15 protein-coding genes are annotated in these 18177 nt (G+C 50.3%); 4 read left to right on the top strand and 11 right to left on the bottom strand.

Annotation, left to right across the window (positions count from 1 at the left end; all coding sequences use genetic code 11):
* Positions 1–6: 6 nt before the first annotated feature.
* On the top strand, positions 7–711 hold the full coding sequence (locus Q9L42_RS08595; RefSeq protein ID WP_305908852.1) for a PEP-CTERM sorting domain-containing protein: 705 nt from the start codon (positions 7–9) through the stop codon (positions 709–711).
* 489 nt (positions 712–1200) lie between these two features.
* Positions 1201–1932, top strand: a complete 732-nt coding sequence (locus tag Q9L42_RS08590) for a PEP-CTERM sorting domain-containing protein (protein WP_305908853.1) — start codon at positions 1201–1203, stop codon at positions 1930–1932.
* Positions 1933–2001: 69 nt separating this feature from the next.
* Here Q9L42_RS08590 and Q9L42_RS08585 read toward each other — a convergent pair whose 3' ends face one another.
* Positions 2002–4218, bottom strand: a complete 2217-nt coding sequence (locus Q9L42_RS08585; protein WP_305908854.1) for a M12 family metallo-peptidase — start codon at positions 4216–4218, stop codon at positions 2002–2004.
* Between the two features lie 628 nt (positions 4219–4846).
* Between Q9L42_RS08585 and Q9L42_RS08580 the strand changes: the two genes are divergently transcribed.
* Together Q9L42_RS08580 and Q9L42_RS08575 are read left to right on the top strand one after the other, a co-directional pair.
* Positions 4847–6190: an IS701 family transposase gene (locus Q9L42_RS08580; RefSeq protein WP_305906698.1), complete on the top strand. Its 1344-nt coding sequence runs from the start codon at positions 4847–4849 to the stop codon at positions 6188–6190.
* Between the two features lie 305 nt (positions 6191–6495).
* Entirely contained in the window at positions 6496–8892 is a 2397-nt protein-coding gene (locus tag Q9L42_RS08575; RefSeq protein WP_305908855.1) for a Lon protease family protein, read from the top strand.
* A 337-nt stretch (positions 8893–9229) separates the two neighbouring features.
* Here the strand turns inward: Q9L42_RS08575 and Q9L42_RS08570 are convergent, their stop codons facing one another.
* From Q9L42_RS08570 to moxJ, 10 genes are all read right to left on the bottom strand, one after another.
* Positions 9230–10204: a vWA domain-containing protein gene (locus Q9L42_RS08570; protein ID WP_349432629.1), complete on the bottom strand. Its 975-nt coding sequence runs from the start codon at positions 10202–10204 to the stop codon at positions 9230–9232.
* Between the two features lie 512 nt (positions 10205–10716).
* Positions 10717–11274: an MxaK protein gene (locus Q9L42_RS08565; RefSeq protein WP_305908857.1), complete on the bottom strand. Its 558-nt coding sequence runs from the start codon at positions 11272–11274 to the stop codon at positions 10717–10719.
* Positions 11271–12254 carry a vWA domain-containing protein gene (locus Q9L42_RS08560; RefSeq protein ID WP_305908858.1) on the bottom strand — a complete coding sequence of 328 codons (984 nt, stop codon included), beginning with the start codon at positions 12252–12254 and terminating at the stop codon, positions 11271–11273. Before Q9L42_RS08560 ends, Q9L42_RS08565 begins: the two co-directional genes overlap by 4 nt.
* Positions 12251–13117, bottom strand: coding sequence for a nonribosomal peptide synthetase MxaA (locus tag Q9L42_RS08555; RefSeq protein WP_305908859.1), 867 nt, complete (start codon positions 13115–13117; stop codon positions 12251–12253). Before Q9L42_RS08555 ends, Q9L42_RS08560 begins: the two co-directional genes overlap by 4 nt.
* A gap of 90 nt (positions 13118–13207) precedes the next feature.
* Complete coding sequence (locus tag Q9L42_RS08550) at positions 13208–14068, bottom strand: DUF58 domain-containing protein (protein ID WP_305908860.1); 861 nt, start codon at positions 14066–14068, stop codon at positions 13208–13210.
* An 11-nt stretch (positions 14069–14079) separates the two neighbouring features.
* Positions 14080–14703 carry an MxaP protein gene (locus tag Q9L42_RS08545; protein ID WP_305908861.1) on the bottom strand — a complete coding sequence of 208 codons (624 nt, stop codon included), beginning with the start codon at positions 14701–14703 and terminating at the stop codon, positions 14080–14082.
* Between the two features lie 126 nt (positions 14704–14829).
* On the bottom strand, positions 14830–15849 hold the full coding sequence (locus Q9L42_RS08540; protein ID WP_349432628.1) for an AAA family ATPase: 1020 nt from the start codon (positions 15847–15849) through the stop codon (positions 14830–14832).
* 214 nt (positions 15850–16063) lie between these two features.
* Positions 16064–16345, bottom strand: a complete 282-nt coding sequence (locus tag Q9L42_RS08535; protein WP_305908862.1) for a methanol dehydrogenase [cytochrome c] subunit — start codon at positions 16343–16345, stop codon at positions 16064–16066.
* A gap of 279 nt (positions 16346–16624) precedes the next feature.
* Positions 16625–17098 (bottom strand): cytochrome c(L), periplasmic, encoded by a 474-nt coding sequence (moxG, locus tag Q9L42_RS08530; protein WP_305908863.1) that lies wholly within the window; start codon positions 17096–17098, stop codon positions 16625–16627.
* A complete protein-coding gene (gene moxJ, locus Q9L42_RS08525) occupies positions 17095–17931 on the bottom strand; it encodes a methanol oxidation system protein MoxJ (RefSeq protein WP_305908864.1) in 837 nt (278 codons plus the stop codon). The genes moxG and moxJ overlap by 4 nt, the downstream gene beginning before the upstream one ends.
* Positions 17932–18177: the final 246 nt, after the last annotated feature.

The following is an 18177-nucleotide window of genomic DNA, read 5'->3' as shown; positions in this document are numbered from 1 at the left end:
AGGGCCATGAACACTAAAACATTTATACATTTAGGTGCAATCATTCTGTCAACATTGCTGTTATCAGGTAGCGCCCAATCCGCATTTATCAGTGCGTCGAATAGCTGTCCGGGAGGTACAGGGTGTGATACGAATATTTCAGGGAGTTATGGTTTTGAATTTATCATAGAACAGGACTCAAATGATCTTACAATATTCTATGCTTCCTTAACCAATACGTCAGATCCGACTGCTGATCCAGAAGCGTTAATTGACGAATTTGGCATGAATATCGATGCAACATTAGGTTTGGACTTTACTGTATATGACTTCGCCCCTTCTTCATGGAGCTTATATGTACCCACCGGCGGTGGCATCCAATTCGATTATGTAGGATCTGATACAACAACCGGCTCTCCTGATAGACTAGGTGCTGAAGACGTATTAACGTTTACTTTCGATTTCGTTTCAATTGACTCATTCACTGTTTGGACCGGTACGGATACAAGCACTGGCGGAGGTCTTGGTGGGGGTGAAGATTCAGGTCAACTCGCTGTCAGCTTTCAACAGCTAGGCCAAAATGGTCAAGGCAGTGATCTGCTAGCTGCTAACTGGTCAGAATTTCCAGGTAACCCAGAGGATCCGCCGACTATCCCGGAACCCGCATCACTGTGGTTGATGGGACTTGGTTTGCTAGGTTTCTATGGAGCATCGCGTAAAAAAGCTGATTAGTCTCTATTCGCAATAAAAAGGGCGCTTAATGCGCCCCTTTTTTATGCCTACCGTTATGCATATCTTCGGAAATCTAAAACAGCGTAGCTGCAAGAATAGCAAGCAGCCGGGTAGGATGTGCTGAACGAAGTGAAGCGCATCATTGCTCGCCGGGATAAACGTGTTTCTTTTTTTTGACCGTCAGGGCGCCCCGTCCAGTCTTCGGAACAACAATGTTAGCTTTACCTCAAGCAAGTGGCTTTACAAAGAACGATGAAAGTTTCGCCATGCTGCTAGCAAATATCATGCTTTAGGAAATCACCGACAACTTGTCAGTTTTTTTTACGATCGGGTGCAGCTAAAAAAGTTCACGCCTGCGCTAATAAAAATAACAGATTGTATTAGCAATATATATCATCTCATGGCATGGAACGTGCTTTGATTCGGCGAGGAAGTTTTAGCCCGATATAGGGAAAGAATAGGAATAAGCACCATAACACGAGGAACAGGATGAATAACAATGTATTGCTAAAGTGCAGCACGGCCTTTGCTATCATATTGCTCAGCGGCGCTGTCGAAGCGGCGACTTGCAGCGTAGACAATTTCACATTTGGCGTTAATGCCCCCAGCGGCACCTCATTGGTCGAATCTAGCGCCGATGCCTGTAACGGGCCTACCAGTGGAAACGATTCCGGAAATAACGCCATTACGTTAAAAACCGATTGGACGGGTTTTACTGGAACCTGGATCGAAGCCGCGAAATATGATTACGCTACTCAATCTTCAGACAATAAGACAGTCGCTACAGAGTTTGGAGACCTATCATTCTCTTTAACAGCAACTGATACAAACGGAGCGACGGATTCATTTCAGTTTGATTGGACATATGACTTCACTGATCCAGAAGATGTCCCAGTATCATTAGACTTTAATTTTGTCACTAAAGCCTCACACGGCCTGGTTGAATACTATTTTGACGACATCGTTTTACTCGCTGACGCATTCTATGAAGGTTTTGGGAGCGGCCGTTTCATAATCGACTTTAGATGCACCGGCAATGATACATGTACCAATCCAGACAATCCCGCCAGTATTTCCCACTTGTCGACTTGGGTGGGAGATATCCAACAGCCCGATAATCCGCCTGATAATCCAAATGATACCGTGCCAGAACCTGCATCACTGTGGTTAATGGGAATTGGCTTGCTAGGCTTTTATACCGCAGCACGTAAGAAAAGTTGATTGAATTGTCATTCCTGTTGCAATAAAAAAGGGCGCCCAAAGCGCCCTTTTCAATAACAACTTAACTCTTTATTTCTTTTTGTCGTTATTCCCTTTTCCGCCGCCTTTATTGCTTCCACCTCCAGAACTGTTGCCGACGGTAATGGAAGTCGTACTGCTTTGGGCGTTACCGACTTTATCAAAGGCTGTTACGGTATAGGTAAACGTGCCGCTGCCCGGTTTATCGTTATAGTTCGTACTGCCGGTCTCCGCAATCAATACCCCGTCCCGCATCACAGCATAGTGATCCAAACCAGATCCGGAATCAGTCGACGAATTCCAGGAAATAGCGACCTGGTTTTTCCTTTTCTCGGCCGCCGTAACATTAGCAGGTGCGGTCGGCGCCGTGCCATCGACAATAATCGTGGCCGATTGGGTAACGTCGTTATGCTCTGCCGCCGTCGCAGTCACCGATTTGGTCGCGATGCCGTCTGCCAGAGGAGCGTTAGTCGACCATGAGGTGTTGATGTAACTGCCGGCGCTCAGAGAATAAGAACCGAGTGTCGCACCATCACTGCTTGTCAGGGTGAAAGTCGTCACGCCACAAACCGAGCTATCCCCATTAGTCAGCGATACATCAAATGTGATGCTCGCACCTGCCTGGCTGTACACTGAGGTCGGCGCCAACGTTAGCGATGGGGCGTTATGAATACAAGTTTCCACGACCGTCGCATCGGTTGTGGCGCTGCCGATGTTGGAATAATTTGAGTTGCCGTTACTGTTATAAGCCCTCGCCCGATATTGATAAGTGGTTTCCGCAACCAGACCGTTATCGGTAAAGCTGCTGACATTGCTGTCCACAACGGCAACTTCAGCCCAATTAACACTGTCCGCCGATCTTTCCAACCTGAATCCTGTTTCGTTATTCGAATTATCGGCCCAGTTAATGACGATTTCCGTATCCGACAATGCCGATGCCGTCAAATTACTGGGAGCCGTTGGCGTTGAAGTGTCGACGCTACCGCGGAATGCCGCAACGATCGCCTTAGTATTCGACATGGAACGGGCGTTATCATCGGCGCTGGTGCCGGTATATTCGCCATTATAAATAACGTTGGGATTGGAAAAATGGCCTACGCGAACGCCGCCGCTGCAACTGTATGACATCACGGTCCTAAAGCCTCCGGTTTCGCATAAGCGGTAGCCGTAGGAGTATTCGTAGGCGCCGGATGTGCTGGCATTGCTTCTGTCATGGTGATCACCTTGGTTATGCCCCAACTCATGCGCTAGAGTATGGTTGGATAAACAAGAATATCGGGAATCATCATGGACAATGCTGAAAGCATAAGGCGCAAAGGAAGTACTGGGGTTACTCATCAAATAACCCGTTCCGCATGCGCTGGTGTCGGTTGTGATCAGCACGACCTGATCCGCCCCGTATTGATTGCGTAATGAATGCACGGCATCCATTTTTCCATCACTGGTGCCGGTAATATCCTGTAGACTGGTCGACATTGAACCGCTTTCTGTATAACTAACCTCGGCCATATGCACCAGGTTTATTTGCATATCGATCTGACTGTTGAGATAAGCTTGGTTAGCCATGGCGACCGCATTGATTATTTTGGCTTCAATACCGCTTTGCCCGGAGGCATTGGCGCGCGCGTTAGGTGTATAAACAACCATGACATCAATGACCGTCCCGGCATTTGTTTCGGCATTCGCCGCTAATGGCTCGGAAGATGTCGCGCTATCGATTTCTCCTCCTGCGGCAATAAAGTCTTCTACGCTTTTAGCATCATCATCGAAATTAGGATTCTTGCCCGGATCAATTTTAGTAATTTCATGCAGATTATTACCCCGAAAATTGATTTCGTATAGGTCTTCTCCAATGCGTACTGTGCCGGACATCGTACGCCCTCTGATTGTCAGAAAGACTGCGCTATCCAGCTCACCTTCCACATGACCAATCCAAGTGGTACTGCCTTTGACTTTATCGATCAGCCGATCACGAACCGCAGTCACCACAACATCGTCAAACAATGTTAATGTCAATGCATCCGACCACATTAAATCGGTATGAACCTGAACCGCACGATTTCTTGCTGCTACCGCTTTAGCTGGTAGACTTATATGAGACGTTTGATCAACGCCTATATCATCGAATAATTCGGGCGCTGATCGACCATTCTGCGCATGATTTTGGCCAATTAATTGCGGCGCATCACCTGCTATGGCAGGTGTTTGAACCACCGGCATCATAGCAGTCATGATAAAGGCTGCCGTGATCGATTTATTGTATTTCATAATCTTTCTCCTGGAAGATTGCTATTCGTTAATGACTAGTCTAGTTTTGCGCAGAAATTAAACTGTGACGTATCTACGGCTGTGGGATTTTTTATGTGAGAATTTTCGCACTTTGCAATGAATGTTCGGCTAATAACCGTTTTGCGGAGACGGCGGCTAAAATCTAGTACATAGCCAATATTATTCTGTCGGCCATTGTGAAAGTAGCTGCAGATTTAGCCGCGCAATGCGAATAAATCCGCACCTACCGCAGCATTTCCTGTTTGGCGTTCAAAAATGCTCAAACCGCGAATAGATGGCGCCTGCCGAGTACTCGTCATATATAAAATGACTACTAGGCCACACAGAGATGCACGTACTCAATGCTAGACCGAAAGCCGTGTATCGACATCCCTATAAAGACATCAATGACCTTACTAATGAATGAACTGAAGTTTCCCAATTTTTTGAGGGCAAGGAATATCAGATAATGCTAATATTCAGCTTAAACATTAGCCGGCTCTAATATTGATTGTTAGGCTATGCCGAATCTCATTAAAAACAATAGCTTATGGGTGAATGAGGTCGCCTTTTGTAGTATAATATTGGTTTCTAAATCATTGATTACACAAACAAAAGGGCCTCATTCATGTTCATTTTACGCGATCTTCTCCGCCCTCTCCAAGCCCATTTTTCCGAGACTGATCTGGGACGGGAGCGAGCTTCTTTGTTTGTCTACACGCTGCTCGCCGTGATTGTTCCGTTTACCTCATCGATGTCGTCTAATTTATGGCGGGCCTTGGAGACTTTGTTCGGGATCGAGATTAAGCAAAAGCGGTTCTATACCTTCATGGCTTCGTCGACACTGCCCTGGGAAAGGCTTTGGACGACGCTGTGGGGATTGATTCCGTCCCCCACGACCGATGGCCGCTTATTGATTGGCTTGGACGATTTTATCAACCTCAAAGTGGGTCAACACATTTTCGGCTGCGCGTCGATTTTCGATCATGCCGCCAAAGCGAATCAAAGCCGTTACCCCTGGGCGCAAAATGTGGTGTCGATCGGCTTACTGAAGCAGGTCAAAGGTCGTTGGGCCTGTTTGTTTTTGGGCTTTCGTTTTTACTTACCCCGTCACATGATCGCCGAACAAAAGGAAACCGCCAAAATCAAAGGCCAAGTCGCGCCGTTTCAAAGCAAACTCACGCAAGCGGCGGAATTGCTAATCGCCGTCGCCGGTCACTTTGCTTCGACACCAATGCTGGCGGTCACCGACAGCTGGTTTGGGAATCAGGGGTTATGGAAGCCGGTGCGCCAAACGGTAGGCGAACGTTTTCACCTGTTATCCCGATTGCGCAGCAACCAGGTGCTCTATGCGCTCCCCGACGCCCGGTCCGCCGATGCCAAGACACGCGGACGCCCCCGTAAATACGGCCAGCGTCTGGGGACCGTGACCGACCGAGCGCACGCGCTCCGGCAGCAAACTGCTGCCTATCAGGTTAACCTGTATGGCAAAGTACGCGAAGTACTGGCGGTTGAGAAAACCGTCATGCTGAAGACCTTAAAATGCCCCATCAAGGTCGTGTGGGTGTTTCGTAAAACCCAGTGGGTCGCCTTGTTTACGACCGATCTCGACTTGTCGGTCACCCAGGTCATCGAATATTATGGCGCTCGCTGGAAGATCGAGTCCGGCTTTAAAGAACTCAAGCAAGACATTGGCAGTCAAAAATGCCAGAGCCGGAATGCCCAGGCCGTGATAAACCACCTGCATTTCTGTATGATGGCCACCACGGTCACCTGGATGTACGCCGATCGCATCAAAGCGGATCCGCAACGTCGGCACAAGGTCAAGGGGCGGACGAGTTTCGCCTTTTCCGATGTCCGGCGCCTCATCGCCGAAGCCTCACTGAGTGAAGATTTTGATAGGCTTTGCCATAAACCCACCAATCCCATGAAAAATTCGCTGGTCGCGGTGTTGTTACGCATGGTGGCTTGAGGCGTTTTTAGGAAACTTCAGTTAATAAACGCAGTTAAATTTCATCATAAATACTGGCGGCGAAGTGTAGATAAGTAAGCTTAGGACTACCTTAAAATATGAAAATGACCATTACCTTATTGCTGATTGCTCACTGCACGGGCATCACTGACCCTCCATAAACATAAGCGAAAAACAAGTTGTCTACACGCACCAGTTAATGTTCAGGCAATCAGCATCATGGTTGACAAAGACAGCCATCCCTAGCCTATGCTATTATTTTTTACAAGCACGCTGAATCCGTACTCCAACCTCAGACAATCACCATGAAAAAACAAGCGCTGGATGCAAATCAACTCTATAAACCCTGTAATGTCGAAAATTTCCATTTCAAGAGTACCGAAGAGCTAGAAGACGTCGATATTTTTCTGGGTCAGGACCGCGCCATCGACTCGATTCAATTCGGCATCAGAATTGACCAACGCGGCTACAATGTATTCGCCCTGGCGCCGTCCGGCACCGGCAAGCTGACGACCATTCAACACCTGCTCAATCAGGAGGCCAGCGAGCATCCGGCGCCGTCGGACTGGTGTTACGTCAACAACTTCAGCGCCCAGGCCAAGCCCAATGCCATTGAGTTCGCTTCCGGCAAGGGCAAGGAATTTCAAGAGGATATGGAACAGTTGATCGATGAACTCAGCGTCGCGATCCCCGCCGCCTTCGATGGCGATGAATATCGCTCCAGAACCGAGGAAATCGAGGAAGCATACCGCAAACGCGAACTGCAGGAAATCAATCAGCTGCGTGACGAAGCCAGCAAAGCCCGCATCATCCTGACGGAAACCCCGACCGGCTATGCCTTCGCCCCGGTCGACGACAAAGACAACATCATCAATTCGGAACAGTTCAACAAACTGGATAAAGAGGAACAGCAAAAATACCAGCAAAGCATACTCGAGTTGCAGCAGCGTCTGCAGAAATTGTTGAAGAAATTTCCGGCCTGGCGCAAGGAAACCAAACGCAAGCTGCAGAATCTCAACCGGGAAGTCGCTGCGTTAGCGGTCAATCATTCCATCCGGGAACTGAAACAAAAATACGCCGATCACCCTCAGGTGCTCAGCTACCTGGACGACGTCGATACCGATATCCTGAAGCATGTTCGCGATTTCATCCCCCATCGTGAACAAATGGTACTGCCTTTCATGGAACCGCCCCAGGAAGCCAATCCGTTCAAGCGCTATCATGTCAACTTGATCATCTCCAACGGAGATCGCAAATCCGCACCGGTGGTGTTGGAAGACCACCCCAACTACGCCAATCTGCTGGGACGAGTCGAACATCAAGCTTACATGGGGGCGTTGGTCACCGATTTCACGATGATCAAACCCGGCGCGCTGCACCGGGCCAATGGCGGCTATCTTATTCTCGACGCCCGTAAGGTACTGATGCAGCCTTATGCCTGGGAATGTCTGAAAAGGGTCTTGCAATCCGGCGAGATTCGCATTGAGTCATTGGAACGCTCTCTCAGCCTGGTCAGCGCCTCTTCGTTGGAACCGGAACCGATTCCGCTGGAGCTGAAACTGATTATCTACGGCGACCCTATCATTTATTATTTACTCAACATGTATGACCCGGAGTTTCAGGACCTGTTTAAAGTCGCCGCCGACTTCGATGACAGCCTGAACCGCGCAGACAGCGAGCTGGAATACGCCCGTTTGCTGGCGACCCTGGCCAGACGGGAAAAGTTGCGCCCCCTCAGTCCGCAAGCCGTCGCCAGACTCATCGAGCAAAGCGCTCGCCTGACCGGCGATGCGGAAAAACTATCCACTCATCTGCGCAGCGTCAAGGATTTGCTAACCGAAGCCGATTACTGGGCGAAGTTTCATGGTCACGACATCATCGCCAACAGCGATGTGCAACAGGCGATCGAACATAAGATTCACCGCCTCGATAAAATGCGCGAAAAAATCTATGAAAACATCCATCGCGGCACCGTAATGATCGACACCGAAAACCGCGTGGTCGGTCAAGTCAACGGTTTGTCGGTAATACAGCTGGGCGAATTCATGTTCGGACAACCCTCCCGCATCACCGCGACGACCCGCCTAGGCAACGGCAAGGTCGTCGACATCGAGAAGGAAACCGAACTGGGCGGCCCTATTCATTCGAAAGGGGTGCTGATCCTGTCCAGTTTCATCGCTTCCCGATACGCCCGCAAGACCCCGTTCTCGCTCGCCGCCAGTCTGGTGTTCGAACAATCCTACGGTCATGTCGAAGGCGATAGCGCTTCGATGGCGGAGTTATGTGTGATCTTATCGTCACTTGCCGATGTGCCCTTGCGCCAGGACCTGGCCATCACCGGATCGGTCAACCAATTGGGACAGGCCCAACCGATTGGCGGCGTCAATGAAAAAATCGAAGGCTTTTTCGATATCTGCAAGGAAAAAGGCCTGACCGGCACCCAAGGCGTGATTATTCCGGCCAGCAACATCAAATATCTAATGTTGCGCTGGGATGTCGTGCATGCCGCAAAAAGCGGCCAGTTCCATATCTATGCCGTCGAAACCGTCAATGAAGCACTGGAATATCTAACCGACATGGAAACCGGCGAGCGCAATGAGCAAGGCGAATTCCCGAAAGATTCATTCAACGCCAAAGTACAGGAACAACTGCAGCATTTCACCACACTGAAGCAGCAGTTCGGTAAGGAAAATAAATCATGACGATTCGGCATTCGTAACTATCCAGCTTGATACTGATAAAATATTTCTTTTACTATCAATTGCTTGCGGAAGAAGTGTATGCGATAGGGATGTCGCATACAAGCCTATAGGGATATATTCACCCAGCACCTAAATTCCATAGGCTAATGGCTGCGATAAATCATCTTCGTTTACGGCGTCTTCTGGAACAAGCAACTGATAGTAAAGTTATTTTGTAACGACTCACCCCCATTCGTGGATAAGCGGAGCGCATCCACCGGATCGGCATATTTGGTGGATACGCCCTTCAGGCTTTTCCACCCTATGAAGGCCAAATAGGCAAACAAACTGCAATCGCTTAATGACCAGATGTTTTAAAAATACTTGCCCAATCAAAAGGTAAATACGCCAATAGAAGCAAAAACAATGCGGCAACAGCCGAATAAACCCTAATATCTTCCGAGACCATTTGCGTGTCGGCGAAATCCTCACTCAACGCTTGAACCAATTTATCCAACGTTTCCAAACGATGATAGCTCCAGCCCATTTCTCGGCTCAGCTGTTGCAGATGCGGTTCGTATAAACGACTCATATGCTGATCGCCAATCACTTTAGCTCCGCCAAACGGCGCATTGCGAGCATGATAATTTCCGGCATCGGCAGGCAGTCGGCTCGGGATGCCGAAGGTGGAACGATGAGGCACGTCATCGACCGAGTAGATCCCCACTTGTTTCCCTTCCTTATCGTATTTCGGTATCGGCACATTGTTCAGCCCCCCGACGCCGACGATCATGCCTTGGGATTTTCCTTTGACGTCGCTGAAATCGGTGTGGTAGCGGGGATTGACCGGCGGCGCTTCCTGTCCATCGGTCAAAAACACGATCGATGTTTTACGGGACATCAACATTGTTACCGTTTCATGCAGTCCTTTGCCGATACGGCTGTCGGCTGCCCAGGCCATGCGCCAGTCTAAAGCGGCGAGCACCCGATCGATTTCGTAGCGGGCGGAACAAATTTCCAACGGTTCGAACAATAAAGCGGATTGGCGATCGGTGAAAACACCCAAGCCGATTTTCGACTGGCACGGTAAGGCAAACAACAACTGACGCAATTCATGCTTGATAAACTCGATCCGACTGACCGATTCGCCGTTCAGTCGATAATCACGCGCATTCATGCTGCGGGTAATATCGACGATAAACGTCAAATTATAAACGGGAGCGATATGTTTCATGCTCGGCTTGATAAACAACGCCAACATCGCGGCCAATGCCAATAACAAGAAGATAAAGCGGCAGTCTTGAAGGTTTTTTTTCAGATGCTTACTTAGCATATTGATATCTTTGTCTCGCTATTCAGTTATCCAGAAGGTCTGCTCGCCTTTGCCGTCCTCGGGCCGAATCAAGCTTTTCGCGCCGAGGACAACGCTCCTACGAGTGTTGCGGTTAATTTTTAGACTCGAAACCCAACATGTCCGACATGCCATGAATTTACCTGATTACCCATAAATTTCCGCCAACTTTAATAAGCGTACTTGCTAAGATAGGTGAAAAACGAGCATTCGGTCACTCGCTCTGCAAGACGCTGTTCACCCAGCACCTAAATAAAGGAAGATGATTTATCGCAGCCATTAGCCTATGGAATTTAGGTGCTGGGTAAATATATCCCTATAAGCTTGGGTTCGGCATCTGACCGCCAGGGATGGTGGAAATGCAGATTTTGCAAGGAGCAAAAATCTGTCATGCCTCACACACTTGCGGATCAAGCCACCGAACACTCGCGCTGTGGGTTATAAGTAGTTAAATTTATTGGATTTCTGGAAAAGTGGAGAACAGAAAATACAAATTAGGGCAAGCCCCGCGGAAATCCCGGAATAGTAGTCCAGGGTTTGCCTTTTTTCTCATTTTCCTGCTCGTCCTCGACATTGATGCGCTCCATCTCCGGCAATAAACGCATCGCCACCTCCAGGTTATATTTGGCATCCCAATAGCGACTGTTTATCGACAGCGCCTTCCGATAGGCGTTTTTAGCCAAGCCCGTCAGCGCCATCGCTTCATCGAAACGCAATTCGGTGGCATAATCTATGGCCTGACTTAAATAGATATTGCCGAGGTTATAGCGGCTCGCCAATCTAATCGATTCATCGCCCTGCCCCATCATTCGGCTGAGCACCGCCAATGCATCATCGTATCGTTGATGTCGTTTCAAATAAGCGGCATAGGCCAATTTAACGGGCGGCGAAGCCAGCCGGCTGCGCTCTACGGCTGTGTCCTGGTCGTTGTTCAAGCGGGTGATCAGCTGATTGTCCCGCTCCAACCGGTACAAGGCTGCTGCGTTGTAAATACCAGCCAATAATGCCAAAATCAACAACGCCCAGCTTCCATAATAAACGATCATTCTCATGGTCTCGCCTCACACAGCTTCAAGCCCAGCAACAGGGACAGTAACAACGCCGCAGCCGCATAACACACTCCGGACAAGTCTTCTCTGGGGATGTTTTCCCGATAATGCAGCGGTTTATTTTCCAGCCGGTCTATTTCGGCAACGGCCTGTTGCAGCGCACTCGGACTCTCCGCCTGGTAAGCCCTGTAGGGAATGCCGAGGCTCTTGAAAAATAAATGCAAGTAACGTTCCGGTCTGGCCTGGGCATTGTCATCCCGCGGATCTTCCGGTTTGTCAAAAATCCCCGGATTGTTCTTGCCGCGCAGAAAAATCCAGTACAACCGTATCGGTTGGCGGGCGATCCATTGTCGCAGTTTACGCTCACTGTCCGCATCGATCGCGGCGGCGCCATCGGAAACCAGCAAGATGATCTTAGAACCGCTCTCGGGCGTTTGTTCTTGAAAAAACGATAAAGCCATCGCCAAACCCTTGCTGATATTGGTATAAGCCAGTCCCGGAGTATCCGTTGCCGAAATCGCCGCCGCCACCGCCTCCTTGTTTTCGGTCAGCGGCATCACATAAAGCGGCGAGGTGCTATAAGCGGCCACTCCGATGCGGTCATTTTTCCTGCGCTTGATTAATTCCATCAGCAGATGCTTAGCGGCGCTGGCCTTCGATTCCTCTCCACCGCCCGGCGCCTGGCCGGCAAAGGTATGATCCATGCTGCTGCTACGATCGAATAGCATGACGATATTAGCGCCGCGCCCCACTCGTTCGACCCATTGTTCGCTGCGATAAAGACCGGCCATGCCCAGAATCAGCGACGCCATCGCCGCCGTCGCCACTAACTTGAGCAGCAGCGAATATAGCTCCGAAAGCCTGTCGTCGGGCAAGACCGAAGCATCGGGATAACGATGAGAACTGACACCGTTGTTGAACAAAGGCAATAACGCCAAAGCCAGGGCGGTGAGCGCCCAAGGATAAACGACGGCAAGATTCATCGCACCCCTCGCTCAATGTTGAGGCATTGCCGACACAGCCGTCGAATTCTTTTCACGGTCTGGTCATCGACGTGTCGCTGATCGGAAAAATGCAAGCGATTGGAAGCATCGAAAAACCATTGCAGCTCCGTATGTAGCGCCTTGAAGCTTGAGTGGCGACGATAGAAATTTTCCAATTGATGCTTGAATAGCGTCGCTTCATTTAATTGATTCAACGCATCATGCATCACCTTGAATTGATCCTGAGGAAAGTCATCGCCGAGTCTCGTCAGCCGCGTCATGGCCTGTTTGAAAATCCGTCGCCGTGGAAAACCGGAAAATACGCCATGCACAAAGCTCAGAGATAGTCCGGCCAGCGCGGCTGTAAACAGGCAGATCAGCAAGCCCAGCCGCCACGGTCCAGTATCGATGAACGGCGCCGAAGCATCCGGTCGCATATACTGCTTATTTCCTTGCTTACGTATCGCCAATTCCCGTAGCGGCGCAACGGTAAAATACCAGGACGGGACGGTTCTTTCGACCAGATTGACTCCTTGCCGCAATTGCAATTGAAAACCGGGCAGGTTTAACATCTTCACTTCCAGCGGCGCGTAGAAAATCTGATAACGCAGATCGATGCGATAGCGTAGGCCATGATTGCCCGCCATCTGTTTGACTTTGATATTTTTCAAAGTTAGCCAGCGGTTGACCCTGCCTTTCGCCGGCAAGCTGCTGTACTGCAATGAGAATCCCCGGCGCACCTCAACTTCGATGCGCTGGCCGATTTCGTCGCCGATTACATAACCGAAAGGTCTCGGCGTTTGCACCGAAAAATGACTGACCGCCTCATCGATGCGGCCGGAACAAGCAGTGATCATCAGCATCAAGCCCCACAACCAGAGTCTCGAACGCCTCAATGAAGAACGCTTTACGCATGAATTGATCTCGCTCAACATCCCCATCCTCGTCATTGTTCAAGCCGATTGCCGTAAAAAATATTGGCTCAATTGTTCGGCGCGATAACCGTCTTGTAAAAATAACGGCTCGCAGCCAAAGGCCCTGAAAATCCTCTGCAACTGCCTATGACGCTGTCGAAAAGCATCGATGATTTTTCGCTTTAACGCCGGCCTTAACAGCAGAGTGCGCTGCTTGCCGCTTTCCAGATCACGCAGGCGCATGCTGCCCCAATCCGGCAACTGTTGATATTCCTGCTTGTCCCACAGCACCAACGGGACGACAAAGTGGTGATTCAGCGACTGCAAAAGCCGCTCAATACTGGTCATCGATAGATAAAAATCGGACAACAGAAAAACCAGGGCCGGCTGCGAGGGTAAATACCGTCTGGCCTGCATCAGTCCTTCGGCGCCGCCTTGCAAAGACGAGGTAAGCAAGTTATCGGCTAATTGCCGAACGCGCCCCTGGCTGTTGGCGGAAGGCGTGACGAGATAGCGTTGTTCCACTGAATCAGAGCAACCTACAAAGCCGAAACGATCGCCGCTCCGCCAGACCGACGCAGCTATAGACAATAAACAGTCGACCAGCGCTTGTTGTTTGTCGTTAACGCCCTGAAAGCCCATCGAGGCCGATAAATCGGCAACTAAATAAACCGTCAATTGCGAGGTTTGTTGAAAAACACGCACATTAAATTGCTCAAATGGATCTAGCGCACTGACCCTCAGATCGATGCGCCGAGGATCGGGACTGGCGATCAGCGGCGCATGGCGTTTGAACAACTGACCTGCCCCCACCATTTGTCCGACATGAGCGCCGGGATAAGCGCCGCGGATCTTCGCGGAAACCCGGTAGTCGAATCGTTGCGGCTCTTTGCTCGTCATCACGACACCTATTATTGTTGGTTGATCAGCACCAGCACGAATGCGGTGGTCAACAACAGATAAGACGGCAGTCTATACTTCAGCGGGCTGCTCAAGGCCCAGGTGACGACGCCGGAATAAGACTTGTCCTGACGGTTATATATTGATTCGCCCAGCCACCATAACAGTGAATTGGCCAGGATCATGGCCGTCAGAATTCCAACGCTGTTAGCGCTGAACAAAAATGATTTGGAAATGATTAAGTCGGCGCGCCCGCTGACGCCGAGCATCGTACCGAGTAAGATGCCCACCATTAAAGCCCCCTCGTCGAAGGCCACCAGAAAAAACATGTAGGTGAAAAATCGCAGACGCTGCGAAATCCAATCATAATGCGGATTAGCCTGCAGCCAATATACCGGCGGCAGCACCAGGCAATACAGCAGAACCCCGATGCTACTGATCAACAACCAGAAATTAAAGCCGATCGCGGCATTCACGGCATCGGTGTAATGTGCGGCATAGGCGACCCCGGACAAGCTATCCAGCCGATCGGCGACCAAGACACTGACAAAACCGACTCCAGACCAATTGATATATACGGTTAGCAAATCCTTCCAGCCGCTTTTCGGCAATAATTGTTTCATCCGCTGTTGCATGTTCGTTTAATCGTTTCTCTGTTAGTTTTTATCATTTCCACGCACCAGCGTGGAAATGTCTCCGGGGAGCGTTCATCGTTATACGCTCATAGGTCGAAAGTTGGGCTTCATTTCATTCTGCCCAACCTACGGTGCGGCGATCTGTTGCAGCATGCCGTCTAGCAAGGCCGGCAACAGCTCATCCTGACGATAGGCGTAGATAGGATTGAGAAAAATCCTGTGCCTCATGACGACGGGAAGAACGGCCTGCAGGTCTTCCGGCAATAAGGTGGTTCTATCATCGAGCCACGCATGGACTCGGGCGGCTCGAATCAAATAACTCATTCCGCGGGGACTGGCGCCGGCCAATATTGCCTGTTCCATATCGACATCGCTTAAGCTGATGCCGTATGCAGCCGGCCGGCTGCTGGCCAGGCACAATTCGACGGCGTATTGCCGCAGCGTCGGGCTGGGCGTAATCGCCAGCTGTATCTGTTCGGCGATGTCATTTAATTGATAGTAAGGAATCGCGCCGGTTTCCGAGTCGGCAACTAGCCGATCGACATCATGAAAGCGCGGATTGAAAATCAACTCATCCAGCATCGCGACATCATCCGGCTTGTCGATGGTGATTTCCATCATGAAACGGTCGCGGGCGGCAGCCGGTAATTCAAAGGTTTCTTCCTTCTCGACCGGGTTTCTATCGGCGAACACCTGAATATGGGGAAAAAGATAGTCGCGATTGAAGGCGCTGACACTGCGTTCAGCCATCACCCTGAGCAGCAGCGAATGTACTTGCGGCCTGGCCCGGTTGATTTCATTGAAAAAAAAGGTCGCCAGTCGGTCTCCCTGCTGCAACAGCGGCCCCGGGTCGACGCTGGGTCTGCCATTGCTGTCCAGGTGGGTGTAATAGATCAAATCAGCCGGCATTAGGTCGATCGTACCCTCGATGCGTTGATAATCGCCGCCCAAACCATGAGCGACGGCCCTGAGCAGGGTCGTCTTGCCCACTCCGACATTGCCTTCCAGCAACACATGGCCGCGCGCAAAAACGGCGATCACGACATCGCGAATAGCCTGTCGTTGGCCCAAAACGGTTTGATTGATTTGTTGTTCAAACTGCAAGGCGCGATCGCGCCAATCACTGAGTTGATGATCTGAATTCATAGAAAAAAACTCCGGCACTTTATTACCGGAGTATGAGGTTATATTAGTCTTTAAACACAATGGAACGCCTGCAAGCTTAAACAGGCGGTTCCTGAGGAAACGCAATCGACTGAGTCTAGTCCGCCAGGAAGGGAAAAGCGGAGCAGGCTCGGTCGTTTGAGTTACCGTTGACATGAATACCGGAGAGACAGGGTATTCATGCCCGAGAAAACCGTTAAATTTCCTCTACGTCATAAACAAACTCGCCGGTTTTGTTCAGATGCTGCCAACGCTTGTGATTGCGGGCCTCCATCTCTTTAATCGACTGAGATTGTTTATTCAGTTCATTGGGGTCATGCTTGGGGTCATACTTGCTGCCGGCTACCTGAGCTGGATAGCCTGGCTTAGGTTCCCAGCACACCCCGGGTTCTTTACAATTGGTGCCGTCATAGGCCTGGGCGGCCAACGGCAAAACTAAGCTCAACAGCGCGCTTGTCATCAATGTTTTTTGCTTCATCGTTCACTCCTCAATCTTTCATTCACTAACGTTACTCAATCGTCACGTAACCGCTAACACGGCAACGTGACCTACGGCCTTCTCGCTAACACCGATCGGTAGGTCAGGGTGCGCGATAGCGTTCCCTGACAATCCCGAAGTGTCACGTAACCCAGCACCTGAGCGCATTAACAGGTTTTATTGTTTATTCCTGTTTCAAACTACAGCGTGGTCCGACGTTTAGGTGCTGGGCAACGTGACCTACAAACAAAACCTATTCGGCGACGTTGTTTAACGGTCTTACTTCAACCATTTGGCTTTCTTGGGATCGCCGTTGTATATGGAGCGTATCCAAGCCATGATGTGCAGCATTTCGTCGGTATTGAAATTGACATATTGCGGCCCCATCATGCCATTGGCGCCACCAAACAGGATTTCGAACAAACCTTGGTCGGTAAGGCCGCGCGGATACGTCCAATAATCATCGCCCAAACCGGGGCCTAACTTGCCCTCGGCTTCGTGGCCGTGGCAGCCCGAGCAACCGGTTAAATAAAGATCGTGCCCTTGTTTCACCGCCTCCTCATCGCCGTTATAGGGGTTTTTACCGGTTTTCAGAAATTGCTTGAAGGCCTCGGTATTACCGCCTTTCTTGGCATAACTGAGATCCAACACTTCCCCAGTCAAAGCATGTCTCGGGGTGATTTCCGCCTGCACATTCGCCGCCATCGATGTGGCGACGATAGCGCCGGCGATCCATAGTTTTTTCACTTTCATTGATTATCCTGTGAGTTTAGGGCCAATTCCGTTTCCGGCACCGGCAACAAGGGAATGCCCTCCTGCTCCAGCACCGCGGTGATTTGGCCTTGGTTTTGTTGAATAAATTGATTCAGTTGTTCCAACAGCTCGCTATCGTCCTTGCGCACTGCCATCGACGTGCTGTAATGAAATCCGACTTTCCGGCCGTCAGAGCGGGTATTGTTGTCCGGGATCACCGTCATCTTCAGCGGCGTGTTAGCCTCTTGCACATATCGCGCTGCTGACGGCCCCCACAACACCGCGACTTCCGCCTTGCCGTCGGCGACATCGTCCACCAGCTTGACGGGTTCGTACTTGACATATTGGTTGCGGCGCGACTTAAAGCCAACCAACTCCTTGTTGTAATTGAACATGTCGTGGTAACGACCGATTTTCTTCAACATCACTTCAGACGGTGTACCGGGAATGAAACCGATACGCTTGGCTCGACGCAACACCTCGCTATCCCAGTTCTGCAAAGCCAGATCGTCCTGCTCGCGGGAAATGAAGACATAGCCGGAACGGTAATAAGGAATCGTCGTCGCGACGCGAGGGTCGCCGGTATCGACGCCGACAGCGACATCGCACCGCCCCTTTTGCAGGAAGTCGCGTACGTAATAACGCGGGTCCTTCCAATACACATATTCAATCTTGCGGTTCAGCTTCGCGCCCATGAACCGAGTCAGCTTGTTCTCAAAACCTTCGCCTTGTTTATTGGAATAAGGCATTTCGTTTTCCGCAGCGCAGACCCTCAACACCGGCCCGTCGACCACGGTATTTTGCACATAACGCTCGATATCCTCGGCTTGCATTCCCGCACAGCCTGGTAGCGCGGCGCAACTGAACCCCACAGTCAAAAAAGAAACTATTTTTTGTTTAAACGTCATCATTCACTTCATTCGTTATCGTTGTGTGATCGTTGCCGGCCATCTGCCCCCGTAAGATCAGATCGTCATGTACCCGCTACCACGGAAACATGACCTACGACTTCCACATCATACTGAGGTGGTAGGTCAGGGTGTGCGGAAGCACTCCCTGACAGTTCAGTCTGGCAACAA

Source organism: Methylomarinum sp. Ch1-1, from assembly GCF_030717995.2.
GTDB classification, from domain to species: Bacteria; Pseudomonadota; Gammaproteobacteria; order Methylococcales; family Methylomonadaceae; genus Methylomarinum; species Methylomarinum roseum.
The sequence above is the reverse complement of the archived record's forward strand: the minus strand, read 5'-3'. Positions and strand labels throughout refer to the sequence as shown.